Here is a 13,975-nt window from a genome sequence, read left to right on the forward strand (position 1 = left end):
CTCTTAATTTTAATTGCTTTTAGAGCACCGTCAAAGGGGTGAAAAACGTCAATCATAGGTATCTAACACGATGAAAAATAAGTAATAAAATAAAATTCATTCCTCGTGTTAGGGTTATTAAGAAATGAATATGAAGCCGAGTATAATTATTTTAACTGTTTTCAGAAGTGGATAATTCATGCAAAAACATTTCAGCTCACATTTTTATATGAAAGTTAATTTCATTTTCATTGAATAAGGTGATTAAAAATCGAAAATCAGTATAAATTTTATTTATTAAAAATTATTTTATGGTTAGACATGAAAGTAATAAGTGCTGCAAATTAAATTTTTATCAAGATTGAGTATGAATAAATAAGATTTGAAAGAAAAAAGGCTCTATTCTGTAGAGTATTTAATAAATTCAACTAAGAATAAAGCCAAAAAAATACCAATTAATAACTTCATTTTGTAAGGAAATAGGTGTTTTTATTTATAGTAATGAGTGAGGGATTAGACCTAACTCATCAAGTTAAACAATCATCGGTGCGATAATAAATCCAAAGACAACCCCAGCAATAATTCCACCTAACCCTGGTAGCATGAAGGGATGGTTAAGAATATATTTTCCGACACGGGTTGAACCTGTGGAGTCAAATTCGATTGCTGCTAATGACGTTGGGTAAGTGGGTAAAACAAACACGCCAGTGACAGCAACGAACGACGCTAAAATAGCCCATGTTGGTACATCCAAAGCAATGGCCAGTGGAATGATTAGTGGTGTTGTTGCCCCTTGGGAGTAGAGCAATGCACAGGTAAAAAACAGTACGACAGCTAACAATATAGGGTAGGCAGATAATACATCCCCTGCGATAGCTTTGATTTGATCCATGTGGGCATCAACAAAAGTGGTGCCTAATGTCACAATTCCCAATATGACAGCAAGAGAGCTCATTCCTGAACGGAACGTTGGTGCTAAAACGATAGAGTTTGGTGATGTTTTACAGAAAATAACCATCAAGCAGGCTGCACTGAGCATGCAGATGATGATGATATCACGGGTACCCATCGGTTTGCCGATATCAAAACCTGGGCGTAATTGAGGGAAAGCTGCCAATATCACAATCGCAACGGTTGCAATAAGAAAAACGACAACTGAAAATTTCTCACGGGTAGTACTTTCGCCTTTTTTCTCTTCGTATTTATGGACTAACCCTTTTTGTAAGCGGTCTAAATAAACTTCATCATCTTCCAATTCACAACCTTGGCGTGACGCAATAAATGCAGCAACCATTGCAGCCACAAAGGATGCAGGTAAACACACTGACATAACAACAATAAAGGTAACGCCATTACCTTCCATAATGGTTAACATTGCCGCCATTGCGGCACTTATCGGAGAACCTGAAATGGCTATTTGTGAAGCAACAACGGAGCCTGCCAGTGTACGAGAAGGGCGGATACCCGAGTCTTTGGCTATTTCAGCAATGACGGGAAGCATTGAAAATACGATAAATCCCGTACCAGCCATAATGGTCATCACCCACGTGGTGATTGGCGCAATAATGTTTAGGTACTTCGGATTTTTACGCATAAATGTACTGGCGAGGCGCACTAAATAGTCCATTCCTCCAGCCGCTTGTAATGCTGATGCAGCGACAACAACGGTCATAATAATTAAAATAACATCAACAGGGGGAGAACCTATTGGCAAACCAAATCCAATGGTTAATACTGCCAACCCCAATCCTCCGCATAAGCCAATACCAATTCCGCCCATGCGTATACCGAAGAAAATAGCACCTAGTACAACAATGATCTCTAGCCAAACCATAATCGTCTCCAATAGACAATATATTGTCATTAGTAATAAAATTTCTAAAATTGATTGTTTTTAATAATGATTAAATATTTACTTTAAATTTTCGGTTATTATTAAATGCGATTTTCCAACTCTATTTTCATACCAATGAATACTAGCCCTAACTAAAGAACCTGTTGAATCTATATACTTATTAGGGTGTTTTTTAACTTCATTGGCTAAAATAACAGGGACTTCAGTACAACCTAAAATAATGACTTCAGCTCCACGTGAAAATAATAATTCAGCTTGCGACTTCATAATTTCTTCTGCTGCATCTTTATTTCCAGATTTTAATAAATAAATGCTTTTCATGACTAATTTCTGGCTTTCTTCATCGGGAGTGATGCAGTTTAATTTTTTTTGTTCAATACTTTTTTGATAAAGCCCCATATACATAGTTGCGTTAGTTGCTAATAAGCCAATATTTTTTTTCTTAGTTAGTAGAACCTCTTGCATGGTGGTTTCAACAATACTCAGCATATCCACATGGCAAGTATTTTTTAGTTCATCGAACCAAAAATGTGCAGTATTACAAGGGATAACAATGCATTCTGCCCCTGCATCTTCAAGTTTCTTTAAGTAATTAGTCATTAAAGGGAGTGGTGAGACTCCGTGATTTAGCAATGCTTCTGTACGATCTGGAATATCAGGAATAGATGAAATAATTAATGGAATATGTTCTTGGTCTTTATTAGCAATAGTATATGTTACAAATTTATTAAATAAATCGACGGTTGCTGCTGGACCCATTCCACCTAATACACCAATTAAACCTTTCATTATTACACTCCTGCGATTTTTATCTTTTTTGATTTAAGATAAATTAAACGCGATATTGCTTAACTTATTTAACATGAGATACATTATTTAATTAATTATTAACGATTGCTTCTAATTAATCGGTGTCTAATTTTTAGCAATGTTTTTTAGGTAAGAGAAATGCAAGTAAGTATGGGATGATGCAAGATATGCATTAAGATTTTAATGTTAACTCGAAGGAGCTCAATGAAATGAAAGGCAAAGCCTGAATATAATTGGCTTTCACGATAATGCTCTAGTTAATAGAAAATAAATTTTGATTTTTATTAATGTTTAAAACGATAACCTTATGCATAATACAAATAATAGACATACAATCCATGAATGATAATTTAACTGACAGTTAACTAAATATACCAATAAGAATATCATTATTATTTTATACGCGTCATCCTTCAAGCTGCATGGGTGTTGACTGCATTCAGATAGCCGAATCACATACTTTTGTATGCTCATCGGTCTATCTTCACTTGTCGCCTACATGCAACTCGAATGATTTAGCGTATATAGGTTAGTCACTTTTTCAAGCTGCATGGGTGTTGACTGCATTCAGATAGCCGAATCACATACTTTTGTATGTTCATCGGTCTATCTTCACTTGTCGCCTACATGCAACTCGAATGATTTAGCGTATATAGGTTAGTCACTTTTTCAAGCTGCATGGGTGTTGACTGCATTCAGATAGCCGAATCACATACTTTTGTATGCTCATCGGTCTATCTTCACTTGTCGCCTACATGCAACTCGAATGATTTAGCGTATATATTTTAACAGCGAGTCTGCTTAAGGCTTAATAACATGAAAAATATAGAAACAAAGTGGTTGTACGATTTTTTAACCTTGGAATCTTGTCGACATTTCTCCCATGCTGCTGAGCAGAGAAACATTTCTCAACCCGCTTTTAGTCGGCGTATTAAAGCGTTAGAGGAGGCGATCGGTGTCGAATTGTTTGATAGAACCACGTCCCCCTTGCAGTTGTCTGAAGAAGGCAAAGTTTTTCATTCTCAAGCCCGTAGCTTGTTGCAGCAATTAGAGTGTAATTTAAATGAACTCTCTGGGCATAATATTTTAAGTTTACCTAATATTAAAATTGCGGCGGCCCATTCTTTATCATTAACACTGCTACCCAAACTAGTTCACGCATTGTCAGGTTTCGGGGAAGAATTTGTCTATCATGTTGAAGCCATTGACGTGGTACAGGTGGTTAATGCACTAAGAGAAGGGAAAAGTGATTTTATCATCTCATTTTATGATGAGGATTTAATGCAATCGCCATTTTCCTGCTTGAATGTTTTTGAGTCTGAGCTTTACCCTATCTGTGCCGCAGATGAATTTGGTAAACCGTTATTCGATATTTACCAACCCCAAGTTCCCTTGTTGAATTATACGAGTGCTTCTTATATGGGGCGGTTAGTTAATCGCAGGTTAAGCGAGTTCGGTGCAATTAGTTCAAAAACGTTGTTTATGTCTTCCATGAGTGAATTATTGAAAAATATGGCATTGGATGGTCATGGCATCGCATGGCTGCCGATTTACTCTGTGGTCAATGAGCTGAAAGAAAAGAAATTGGTTTGTCTTGATACCCCAGAATTGACGATTCCAATTCAAGCTTACATTTACCGTATGGACACTCGCTTAAATAAAACCGCAGAGGATTTTTGGCGTATTTTGAAGAAAAATATTCCAGAGGATTTAAAGCATTTGTAAAACTTAATAGAAATCCTATAACGAGAAAACCCGCTTTAGTCGCGGGTTTTGTACCATATAGTCATTGAATATTAGTGATCTAAAGAAACAGAATGAACATAAGATAGCTGTTTTAACGAGCAATAAAATTCAGGCAATGTGGTTTTTTGGCGAACCACCAGTTTTAAATTGACTTCTACTCGCTCTTTTTTTATGTCACGTATTGTTAGGTTTTCAATAATGTCTTTATGTTGTTTTAAATACTCAATGAGTAAGGGGACGCCATCTTCATGGGTAAACAACATTCGAACTTTAATCTTGCCTAATTTTTGATTTTTCATCTGAAACAATGCCACTTGTGGGCTCAGTTGAATCGCCAAGAAAAAAAGAATGGTGACAATTAATGCGTGCCAATAAAAGCCAGAACCACACGCAATTCCAACGCCAGCTGAAGCCCAAACAATCGCTGCGGTTGTCAGTCCTGAAATCGCATCATCACGACGATGTAAAATAACGCCCGCGCCTAAAAAGCCCACTCCGCTGATTATTTGCGCCGCTAATCTCATTGGGTCACTGCGAATATTATCTGAAATATTGGCGTAATATTCGGCAGACTGAATAGAAACGATGGTTAATAAACAGCTAGCAACAGCAATAATGACACAGGTTTTAAAGCCGACAGGTTTTCCCTTTGATTCACGTTCTAAGCCAATAAAGCCGCCTAAAATAAAGGCGGCGAGTAATTTAGCAATACTTGATAGTGACAAAGGGCCAATGGTGTCGACAAACTGCATAAGAGCATCCATGGCTTACCTCTGTATATTTCGAATTACGGTGCTACAGCGCCCTCTGGTGCTTTTTTATCGTCGTTATTTTTCTTTTTAGAAACATCATCTTTAAAGAAGAAGATAAAGAACACACTGACAACGGCAGCGACGATAGCAGGGTAATGCCAGAAGGTTTCCCATTGTGGTAAGGACTCGCTACCTTTTTCCGTGACTGTTGAGTTAAATATTTGCCCGCAAATCGTGGAGGCAAATAATAAACCGAAGCCGTTTGAAATAATAAAGCGTAATCCTTGAGCTTGTGCGCGGATTTCTGGTTTTGCTTTACGGTCGACATAAATATCGCCAGCGGTAAAGAAGAAGTCCCAACATAATCCCTGAAGCATCAACCCAAAGACAATAAAATATAAACTGGTATCGACCGCAGCATAGGCAAATAATGTTGAGCGAATAATCCAGCTAATTGCACCTAATAATAAAGTGATTTTAAAACCGAACTTCATCAAGAAGAACGATAGGAAGAACATAAACAGCACTTCACAGGCAATACCAATTTGCATAATAGAAGCAGCATTATCAAACCCAAGCGTTTTAATAAACACAGGGATATAGGCGGAATAAGCTGTTTTTGGAATCATTAATACAAAGATGCTAAACATTAAAATAGCGAAATAGCGGTCTTTAAATAATGACAATGCGTCTAAGCATAAAATATCGCGTGTGGAGAACGGTTTGCCTTTAGCTTTTGGTGGCGTATTTGGCAGTGTAAAACAGTAAAAGCCTAATACGACTGCAACTGCAGATGCGATATACCATGTCATGGTACTGCCCGAGAAGCCCATTTCCCCTAAAATAAATCCGATAGCCATAAAACCAAACGTACCGAATACACGAATGATAGGGAAATATTTCACACCATTAATATGGGAGAAGCTGATGCTATTAGAAAGTGCGGTTGTTGGGTAAAACAGCAGGCCAATAATAAAGATCAAAAATAGGGTCATGCCACTGTTTTGTGCCTCAATAAATTGAGGAACACATAAAATGACGGCGGCATTAATTAAGTGAAGGATCCCCATCACTTTTTGTGATGCAAAGAAACGGTCAGCAACCATACCAATAAATAACGGTGAAATAATGGTCGCGACACCTAATAACGCATAAGCATTACCAATAATATGTGCCATACCATAGGTGCTTAATACCAGTCCCATCGTCATATTCCACGCACCTTGCATGAAATATTGCACAAACATCATGATCAGCAAGCGGGAAGTGATTTTCATATCCATTTTATTTCCCTCTTAATGTGTTTCTAACGTTAGTCCGTCATACGCGACACGGATATTATAAGGAGCACAAACCGCCACTAATTCTTCATGCAGTAATTTACCACTGTGTGAAATATGAGAAACGGCAATTTGAGTATTAGAATGCAAACAACCTTGTTGTTGCAGCCTTTCTTGTGCTGCAAAGACGGTTTCTAGGCTCATATGGTTATCGGTACGGTTATTGCCATTTAGTCCATAAGTGCATTCGAATACAACAATATCTAGCGGTTTGTTTTCAAGCCATTGCCAAGTCAGTTCTGGGAACCAGCCTGAGTCGTGGCCATAGAAAATCGCTTTGCCATCTTTTTCAATATGATAGACATAACAGAGCTCCCATTTCGCATGGTTTGCTAGTAATGGGGTAATTTTATATCCATTTCTTTCAACGGTGACAAAAGGGATTAAACAATGAAAAGCGAAACGCTCTTTGCTGTACCCCGGTAGCACTTCAAGGCAGCCATTGATTGCACGATCGTTGCCAAATATATGAAGTGGATGGTGAATTTCAAAGCCATAACCTTCCATTCTACTGAACAGATCGCCCACATTAAAATGGTCAGGGTGAGTGTGAGTGAATAGCAGGCTTTCAAAATGGGTTGCATCCATTCCATCACGCATGAGTTGATAACTAAATGTGGGAGACACGTCGATCAACATGAGATCATCCACAATAGCAGAGGAGTGAGTTCTGATATCTTTACCACCAAGTTGCCTTGCTTTTTGGCAGTGCTCACAACGGCAAAAAGGGTTTGGTATACCCTCTGAAGCCGCAGTGCCTAAAAAATGAATTTTCATGATAATTTCCTTTATCTTATTGTTTTATTTTGGGTTATTAAATCCCTGGTGCTGGTGTTAAATCGATAAAACTATTATTTGAACGTTCCAATGATAATTTGGTGAGATTAGTTTGCCAATGACAGATATTCAGATCAGTGATCTCATTCAAATTAAAATAATTATCTACTTGATTAATAGTTATATTTTTTATTTTTTGCTTTGTGTGTATCGAATGTTAATACTTTCCATTATTTGATTGTTTTATCTGCATATTTATTTTGGAAGGTTCAAATTAATTATCGGTGGTCGTGATAAATAATTCAGGTATGCTATTGCGAGAAGCAATTAAGGTGAAAAGACAAATGGCAACAATTAAAGACATTGCAAAATTGGCGGGTGTTTCTCATGGAACGGTTTCTAACGTTTTGAATAAACGTGGAAATGTGAGTGTAGAGAAAATTGAAGCTGTCTATAAAGCAGCAAAGCAAATGGGGTACCAGCTCAATACACAAGCGCAATTGTTGAGAACCAATAAAAGCCACAAAATCGCGATACTATTACCGCAGTTAGTGTCCGATAAATACGCAATCTTTTTTAATTCATTTAGGCAATCAATCTCTTTGTACCCCGAGATAACCTATGATCTATTTTTGACGGATGATCTTGAAACAACAGAGTTAGATGCATTACAAAAAATTGCAGCGGGTGGATATAAACAGGTGGTTGCTGTGAGTTGTTTGCAAGACGCGAACACTTATTTTGATACATTAAAATTACCTGCTTCTCAGATTGTGTTTATTTATCGCCAACCAGCAAATGCCCATCATTTTTTCACGTTAGATTTTTCTCAAGCAGCAGAGGCGATTTGCCAACAAATTGCGACCAGCCGCAGTCAACTGGTGGGGATTTTCAGCGATGAACATGGTGAGTTAGAACATTCAACGTTTGTGAGTGAGTTACAAAAAAGCCTCAAGCAGTGTGCACCAAATAAAAAATATATTGTGATCCGAGCATCGAATGATGAATCCTATAAAGCTGCATTTGATTTTTTCACCTTAGACCAAACACCAGACTTGTTTGTTGCTGAAGATATTGAAAAGGCAAGTTTTTTAACTCAAGCCAGTTTTTTTGGTAGCAACAGTGATTGCCCTGCTATTTTTGCCTTAAGTGGCAATATTCCCCCAATATTAAAAGGGCTACACTGTTTTCCGATGAATTATGCGCAGCTAGGGTTAGAGGTTGTTGATGAGCTAATGAAAGAGGATGAACTGGAAAGCGAGAATCTGGGGGCAAACACTGTTTATGTGCGTAACCAAAGTGGCAACCTTTATACTGCAACACCAGCACTTAGTACTGTTAATAAAGATGAGCCGAGTTTGAATCTCCTTATTTTGCCAAGTCCTTCGACAAATGCACTCAAAAAGCTCTTACCCCACTTTTATCGCCAAACGGGCATTAAGGTTAATTTAGCCATACATCCTTATGACGAAGTCTACCAAATATTGGGACAGCTCCATTTACATCCTTATTATGATTTATTGCGGATTGATATGGCCTGTTTTCCTTGGTTTGCAGAGCGAATATTACAGCCACTAGATAATGTCGGGAACGGCTTAACGGATTTATTAAGCAGCTTTTCCAAACCAACCCAACAAAAATTTAGTTTAGTCGGGGACACTGCTTATGCTATGCCATTTGATGCTAGTGCCCAGTTGTTGTTTTATCGAAAAGATTTGTTTGAAGACCCGATCCTAAGGCGTAGGTATTACGAGAAAACAGGCAATGAATTGGCTGTGCCGACGAGTTTTCACGAATACGACCAAGTCACACAGTTTTTTACAGAGCAGCATGAAAAAGGGCAATTTTCTCGCCCAATTGGTGCATCAACAACATTGGGAAGTGCTGGCTTAATAGCAAGTGAATATTTGCTGCGCTACTATGCAGAAGGTGGGCGGTTAATTGAGGGTGATGGTATCCCTCGATTAGAAATGCCTTTGGCGGGCAAAGTGTTAAGCGATTATCTACACCAAGTTTCTGTCACTGAAAATATCCATGAAAAGTGGTGGAGCGAATCCGTTAGGCAATTCGAGCAAGGTGAACTTGCTATGTTAATTGCCTATATGAATCTGTTTAATGATGTGGCTCATAGCGATATTTTTCCAAAAATTGGTTATGCCTCTGTGCCAGGTGGGCTTCCACAACTCGGGGGAGGCGCGCTCGGAGTATCTCGTTATAGCCAAAAATCACATTATGCAGAGCAATTTTATCGTTGGCTCTATTCACCTATCGTGATGGATCATCTTATTTTATTGGGTGGGAATAGTAACCACCAAGATTTCAGCCATAACCAAGAAATCTGCCATCGCTACCCTTGGATGCCACTGGCTTATCAAGAGATTAACCGCGGGATCCGCGAATCCTCCATTCCAAACGGTAAGTTATTTAATTTGCGCCAAGCTGAAGTGATCATTGGTCAAGGGATTACTAATGTGGTGAATAAGATCATGACAATAGAAGAAACCATTGAATACATTAATCAGCGTTTATTAGTGGATACCCAAGGGGAACGATAGAGTGGGGGGATTGGTGAGCGCAATGTGGTAAAAGTTGCATTGTTAATTTTGATAAGCGTTACAAAGCAAAAAACCAGCCTTTAGGCTGGTTTCTTTAAATAGTGGTGCCCGGACTCGGAATCGAACCAAGGACACGGGGATTTTCAATCCCCTGCTCTACCGACTGAGCTATCCGGGCAACGGAACGTATTAAACCTGATTCCATCAGTTGAGTCAAGGCGCATTATAAAAACTTTCGACCGTATGCGCTTTTTTTCAACACCTTAGCTACTTTTTAAACGAAATGCCCTAAAAATATCTGGGTAATGAAGAACACCCGCTGTTTAACGGGTGATTTTCATCTGTTCGCCAATGTTAGCGCAAATATTTTTTCTGTGCCTTGTTCACTTTAATGAGGTAATTACGTGACTCAGCAGCTGGGTGCTTAGTGGACAACGTTTCATACACTTCACCTGGTTCTAAATTGTTAATACGCTGAGCTGCCTGCTTTTTATCACTATGGAACACTCGCAGGACACTGCCTGCGCCGCCATTGTATGCGGTAATAACAGCATAACGGCGAGAGGTTTGATTGCGAATATCGCCTAAATAGCTGTTTTGCAAGATAGCCAAATAGGCAGTCCCCGTATCAATGTTCTTTTCTGGATCAAACAAATAGCTGCGACTAGGCACACCGGACTTTCCTTGTGAGCGGAAAACGTCTTTACCTGCCGTGTTTGGCATTATCTGCATCAAACCAAGTGCATCTGAGCGGCTTACGGCATAAGGGTTAAAGCTCGATTCAATTTGCATAATTGCAAGGATTAATGACTCATCAACGCCATATTTTGCTGATGACTTTTTAATATACGGCAAATATTTGTGGGCGCGTTTGTCTAGGTGGTTAGGCACTAATTGCATCGTGACTGACCAAACGATATTCATGCCAGATTGGCGGCGCTGTATTTTGTTTTCTATCAGATAATCTGCAAATTTTGTTGCTCGCCACTCCCAACGAATCGCTTCCCCTGTGTTATCGAGTACTTGGCCAAATAAAAATGGTTCTTTACTGTAGGGGATATCGTTAATATCAGAATAGAGGTCGATGGAGTTAGGGTCATCGCCCATCAATAAGGTGGTGACAATCGCTTTTTTGAGGTGTTGCGATGGCTCTACAGCGGAAATGGTTTCAACTGTAATCGTCCCTGCATCGAAATTAATATGACTACGTGTACGGTATTCATCTGTATATTTAACGTAATCTTTTGGCCCCGCAATGAGGACTTCCTTAATTCCCCAAATATTTTCGATATTATGGGCAAATTGGCCCATTAAAATATCAAATCCATTGGTGTCTTTGACATAATCAGGGTTGAAGTCCGTTTTTTGGTTGCTGGAACACGAAACAAGTAGCGGGATCAATAAACTCAGCGCAAATAGTTTTTTCATACGATTCACAGTATTGGTGCAAAAGTCTACCTACAGAGTAGGTAGACAGACAGATTATTTTTCAGGTGTATAGCCGTCAATGTGAATATCATGGCCTTCAAATAAGAACTTGACCATTTCTTGTTCTAACATCTTACGATCGTCTGGATTCATTGTATTGAGTTTCTTTTCATTAATTAGCATAGTTTGCTTCGTCATCCACTGGCTCCATGCTTCTTTAGAAATCTCATTAAAAATACGTTTCCCTAACTCACCTGGGTAAAGTTGAAAATCTTGCCCATCTGCGTCACGTTGTAAGAATGTACAAAAAATCGTTCTACTCATTAAAATTTCCTCAAATATCAGGTAGTAAGGCGAGCTGTTTTAATAAACTTTCAACTGGGGCGGCAAGGCCGATAGTTGCGCCTAGGTGTAAGTTATACCAGAGTCCTTTGCCTTCATCCATGGCAGAATTAAATGCCTGAATCTTAACTTTTACAGGGATAATATCTAAATGGAAATGGCTAAACGTGTGGCGAAAGGCAATTAACTGCTCAGGAGAGTCATAAGAAAGGCCTGATTCCGCTAACCATGCTGTTAATTGTTCTGAAGACTCAAACTGTGGAAAGGCGAATAACCCACCCCAAATACCAGAAGGGGGACGCTGCTCTAACCAGACATTGTCTTCATGTTGCATAATTAAAAACCAGGCGGTTTTTTCAGGGATTTTTTGTTTCGGTTTTTTCCCTGGGTAGTTTTGCCATGAATGGTTGGCATAGGCAACACAGCCAAAGTTAAGTGGGCAAAGCTCGCATTTTGGTTTACTGCGGGTGCAAACCATCGCGCCTAAATCCATCATTGCTTGGTTAAAATATTCTACGCCATCATTGGGCGTGACATCGGTGCTAATTTCCCACAGGCGGTTTTCTACCTCTTTTTTCCCGGGCCAGCCATCAACGGCATAAGCACGAGCCAGCACGCGTTTTACGTTGCCATCTAAAATAGGGTAATGTTGCTGTTGGGACAGAGATAAAATTGCGCCAGCCGTAGAGCGACCAACCCCGGGCAAAGCCAACACTTCATCAAAAGTGGTTGGGAATTTCCCACCATACTGATCAGCAACGACTTTTGCTGCCTTGTGCAAATTGCGGGCACGGGCATAATAGCCAAGGCCTGTCCATAAATGTAAAACCTCATCCAATGGCGCGTTGGCAAGGGCGGTAATATCTTCAAAACGAGAAATAAATTTCTCAAAATACGGGATAACGGTACTGACTTGGGTTTGTTGCAGCATCACCTCAGACAGCCATACGTGGTAAGAGGACTTTTCCTGCTGCCACGGTAATGTTTTGCGTCCATATTTGTGATACCAGTCGAGCACTGCATGAGAAAATTGTTGAGCTTCCATTGAACACTTTATTTTTTTATCGATTTTTTAATAATGCTAAGGATTGCAACATAGACGCGGTAGGCTGTAAACCGCTTATTGTGTGGTTTAGTGTAAAGTTAGCCAATTATCAACTGCATCCTTGTTGAAGTTTTGCTAAACTCCTACTCTTACCCTGCGATTACTGTTAGGTAATTAATCTAATGGTTTGAATTAGCAAGGGTAATTTAAACATAATTGCTATTTACTAGCCTTATAGAACTTGATCGTTGGCACATTAACTTAATTGGGCAACTATTTTTTAGAACCTTTATTATGATCAATAATGTTATCTCCCCCGAATATAATGAAGAAGGGCGGGTTATGCGCCGTGTCCGTAGTTTTGTCCGCCGTCAAGGGCGTCTGACAAAACGTCAGGAAGACGCATTAGAAAAAGAATGGGCTGAAATGGGGATTGATTTTATCAATGAACCCTTTGATTTCGCCAAAGTATTTAGTAACTCAAACCCAGTGACGCTGGAAATTGGGTTTGGTATGGGCGCCTCATTGGTGACTATGGCATCGCAAAATCCACAGCAAAACTTTTTAGGCATTGAAGTTCATGCGCCAGGTGTGGGCGCATGCTTAGCATCGGCAAAAGAAGAAAACGTCAGTAATGTCCGTGTGATGTGCCATGATGCGATTGAAGTCTTGGATTGCATGGTGCCCAATGGAAGCCTTGCGATGGTTCAGTTATTTTTCCCTGACCCATGGCATAAAGCAAAACACAATAAACGCCGTATTGTTCAAGTGCCATTTGCTGAAAAAATTCGCAGTAAATTAGCGGTTGGTGGTGTTTTCCATATGGCGACCGACTGGGAGCCGTATGCAGAACATATGCTTGATGTCATGAAGAGTGTCGAAGGGTATAAAAATTTATCACCAACAGGTGATTATGTTCCTCGTCCAGAATCAAGACCAGAAACAAAATTTGAAAAGCGCGGCCAGCGGTTAGGGCACGGTGTATGGGATTTAATGTTTGAGAGGACCAAATAATGGCTAAACAACCACGTAGTCGTCGTTTACGTAAAAAAATGCGTTTGGATGAATTCCAAGAGTTAGGTTTTACGGTTAAATGGAGTTTTAAAGAAGGTACACCGATCGAAGAAGTTGACACTACCGTTGACCAACTGATTGCTGAAGCTATTGAACCAAACGGTTTAGCATTCGAAGCAAGCGGCTACTTGAGCTGGGAAGGGATTGTTTGCCTACAGCAAATTGGTAAATGTACCGAAGAACACCGTCAAATCGTTGAAAATTGGTTAAAAGCAAAAGGGATGAACGACGTTGTTGTTTCTGAACTGTTTGATGTTTGGTGGGAATAATCA

12 protein-coding genes and 1 tRNA gene are annotated in these 13,975 nt (G+C 39.4%); 4 read left to right on the plus strand and 9 right to left on the minus strand.

What is annotated here, in order from left to right:
* Positions 1 to 511: 511 nt before the first annotated feature.
* A complete protein-coding gene (locus ACE2AL_RS04175; RefSeq protein WP_349422251.1) occupies positions 512 to 1,813 on the minus strand; it encodes an anaerobic C4-dicarboxylate transporter in 1,302 nt (433 codons plus the stop codon).
* Positions 1,814 to 1,891: 78 nt separating this feature from the next.
* Complete coding sequence (locus tag ACE2AL_RS04180) at positions 1,892 to 2,623, minus strand: aspartate/glutamate racemase family protein (RefSeq protein WP_272574454.1); 732 nt, start codon at positions 2,621 to 2,623, stop codon at positions 1,892 to 1,894.
* Positions 2,624 to 3,460: 837 nt separating this feature from the next.
* On the opposite strand from ACE2AL_RS04180, the gene hypT reads away from it, so the two are divergent.
* Entirely contained in the window at positions 3,461 to 4,369 is a 909-nt protein-coding gene (gene hypT, locus ACE2AL_RS04185; RefSeq protein WP_206084715.1) for a hypochlorite stress DNA-binding transcriptional regulator HypT, read from the plus strand.
* A gap of 71 nt (positions 4,370 to 4,440) precedes the next feature.
* Here hypT and ACE2AL_RS04190 read toward each other — a convergent pair whose 3' ends face one another.
* From ACE2AL_RS04190 to ACE2AL_RS04200, 3 genes are read right to left on the minus strand one after another with little or no spacing between them, the layout of a single operon-like run.
* Entirely contained in the window at positions 4,441 to 5,154 is a 714-nt protein-coding gene (locus ACE2AL_RS04190; RefSeq protein WP_206084716.1) for an MgtC/SapB family protein, read from the minus strand.
* Positions 5,155 to 5,177: 23 nt separating this feature from the next.
* The gene (locus ACE2AL_RS04195) at positions 5,178 to 6,425 is read right to left on the minus strand and encodes an MFS transporter (protein ID WP_375084039.1); all 1,248 of its coding nucleotides are present in this window, start codon (positions 6,423 to 6,425) and stop codon (positions 5,178 to 5,180) included.
* A 12-nt stretch (positions 6,426 to 6,437) separates the two neighbouring features.
* Positions 6,438 to 7,259: an MBL fold metallo-hydrolase gene (locus ACE2AL_RS04200; protein ID WP_272574354.1), complete on the minus strand. Its 822-nt coding sequence runs from the start codon at positions 7,257 to 7,259 to the stop codon at positions 6,438 to 6,440.
* A 344-nt stretch (positions 7,260 to 7,603) separates the two neighbouring features.
* On the opposite strand from ACE2AL_RS04200, the gene ACE2AL_RS04205 reads away from it, so the two are divergent.
* Complete coding sequence (locus ACE2AL_RS04205) at positions 7,604 to 9,814, plus strand: extracellular solute-binding protein (protein WP_272574355.1); 2,211 nt, start codon at positions 7,604 to 7,606, stop codon at positions 9,812 to 9,814.
* Between the two features lie 102 nt (positions 9,815 to 9,916).
* Here ACE2AL_RS04205 and ACE2AL_RS04210 read toward each other — a convergent pair.
* The 4 genes from ACE2AL_RS04210 to mutY form a co-directional block, all read right to left on the minus strand.
* Positions 9,917 to 9,992: transfer RNA gene (locus ACE2AL_RS04210), tRNA-Phe, on the minus strand.
* 176 nt (positions 9,993 to 10,168) lie between these two features.
* Positions 10,169 to 11,242 carry a membrane-bound lytic murein transglycosylase MltC gene (gene mltC / locus ACE2AL_RS04215; protein ID WP_206084720.1) on the minus strand — a complete coding sequence of 358 codons (1,074 nt, stop codon included), beginning with the start codon at positions 11,240 to 11,242 and terminating at the stop codon, positions 10,169 to 10,171.
* Positions 11,243 to 11,296: 54 nt separating this feature from the next.
* Positions 11,297 to 11,566: an oxidative damage protection protein gene (locus tag ACE2AL_RS04220; RefSeq protein WP_206084721.1), complete on the minus strand. Its 270-nt coding sequence runs from the start codon at positions 11,564 to 11,566 to the stop codon at positions 11,297 to 11,299.
* 10 nt (positions 11,567 to 11,576) lie between these two features.
* Positions 11,577 to 12,629 carry an A/G-specific adenine glycosylase gene (mutY, locus tag ACE2AL_RS04225; RefSeq protein WP_272539817.1) on the minus strand — a complete coding sequence of 351 codons (1,053 nt, stop codon included), beginning with the start codon at positions 12,627 to 12,629 and terminating at the stop codon, positions 11,577 to 11,579.
* 294 nt (positions 12,630 to 12,923) lie between these two features.
* Here mutY and trmB point away from each other — a divergent pair, with 294 nt between their 5' ends.
* Together trmB and ACE2AL_RS04235 are read left to right on the plus strand one after the other, a co-directional pair.
* Positions 12,924 to 13,643 (plus strand): tRNA (guanosine(46)-N7)-methyltransferase TrmB, encoded by a 720-nt coding sequence (trmB, locus tag ACE2AL_RS04230; protein ID WP_206084723.1) that lies wholly within the window; start codon positions 12,924 to 12,926, stop codon positions 13,641 to 13,643.
* Entirely contained in the window at positions 13,643 to 13,972 is a 330-nt protein-coding gene (locus ACE2AL_RS04235; RefSeq protein WP_206084724.1) for a YggL family protein, read from the plus strand. Before trmB ends, ACE2AL_RS04235 begins: the two co-directional genes overlap by 1 nt.
* Positions 13,973 to 13,975 lie beyond the last annotated feature (3 nt).

Source organism: Providencia xihuensis (assembly GCF_041953405.1).
Classification (GTDB): domain Bacteria; phylum Pseudomonadota; class Gammaproteobacteria; order Enterobacterales; family Enterobacteriaceae; genus Providencia; species Providencia vermicola.

What these genes read in the sequence shown, in the direction of transcription:
- ACE2AL_RS04200 (WP_272574354.1), bottom strand. Translation starts at nt 7,259, where the DNA reads ATGAAAATTCATTTTTTAGGCACTGCGGCTTCAGAGGGTATACCAAAC.
- mltC (WP_206084720.1), bottom strand. Translation starts at nt 11,242, where the DNA reads ATGAAAAAACTATTTGCGCTGAGTTTATTGATCCCGCTACTTGTTTCG.
- ACE2AL_RS04205 (WP_272574355.1), top strand. Translation starts at nt 7,604, where the DNA reads ATGGCAACAATTAAAGACATTGCAAAATTGGCGGGTGTTTCTCATGGA.
- ACE2AL_RS04190 (WP_206084716.1), bottom strand. Translation starts at nt 5,154, where the DNA reads ATGGATGCTCTTATGCAGTTTGTCGACACCATTGGCCCTTTGTCACTA.
- trmB (WP_206084723.1), top strand. Translation starts at nt 12,924, where the DNA reads ATGATCAATAATGTTATCTCCCCCGAATATAATGAAGAAGGGCGGGTT.
- ACE2AL_RS04235 (WP_206084724.1), top strand. Translation starts at nt 13,643, where the DNA reads ATGGCTAAACAACCACGTAGTCGTCGTTTACGTAAAAAAATGCGTTTG.
- ACE2AL_RS04195 (WP_375084039.1), bottom strand. Translation starts at nt 6,425, where the DNA reads ATGGATATGAAAATCACTTCCCGCTTGCTGATCATGATGTTTGTGCAA.
- mutY (WP_272539817.1), bottom strand. Translation starts at nt 12,629, where the DNA reads ATGGAAGCTCAACAATTTTCTCATGCAGTGCTCGACTGGTATCACAAA.
- ACE2AL_RS04220 (WP_206084721.1), bottom strand. Translation starts at nt 11,566, where the DNA reads ATGAGTAGAACGATTTTTTGTACATTCTTACAACGTGACGCAGATGGG.
- ACE2AL_RS04175 (WP_349422251.1), bottom strand. Translation starts at nt 1,813, where the DNA reads ATGGTTTGGCTAGAGATCATTGTTGTACTAGGTGCTATTTTCTTCGGT.
- hypT (WP_206084715.1), top strand. Translation starts at nt 3,461, where the DNA reads ATGAAAAATATAGAAACAAAGTGGTTGTACGATTTTTTAACCTTGGAA.
- ACE2AL_RS04180 (WP_272574454.1), bottom strand. Translation starts at nt 2,623, where the DNA reads ATGAAAGGTTTAATTGGTGTATTAGGTGGAATGGGTCCAGCAGCAACC.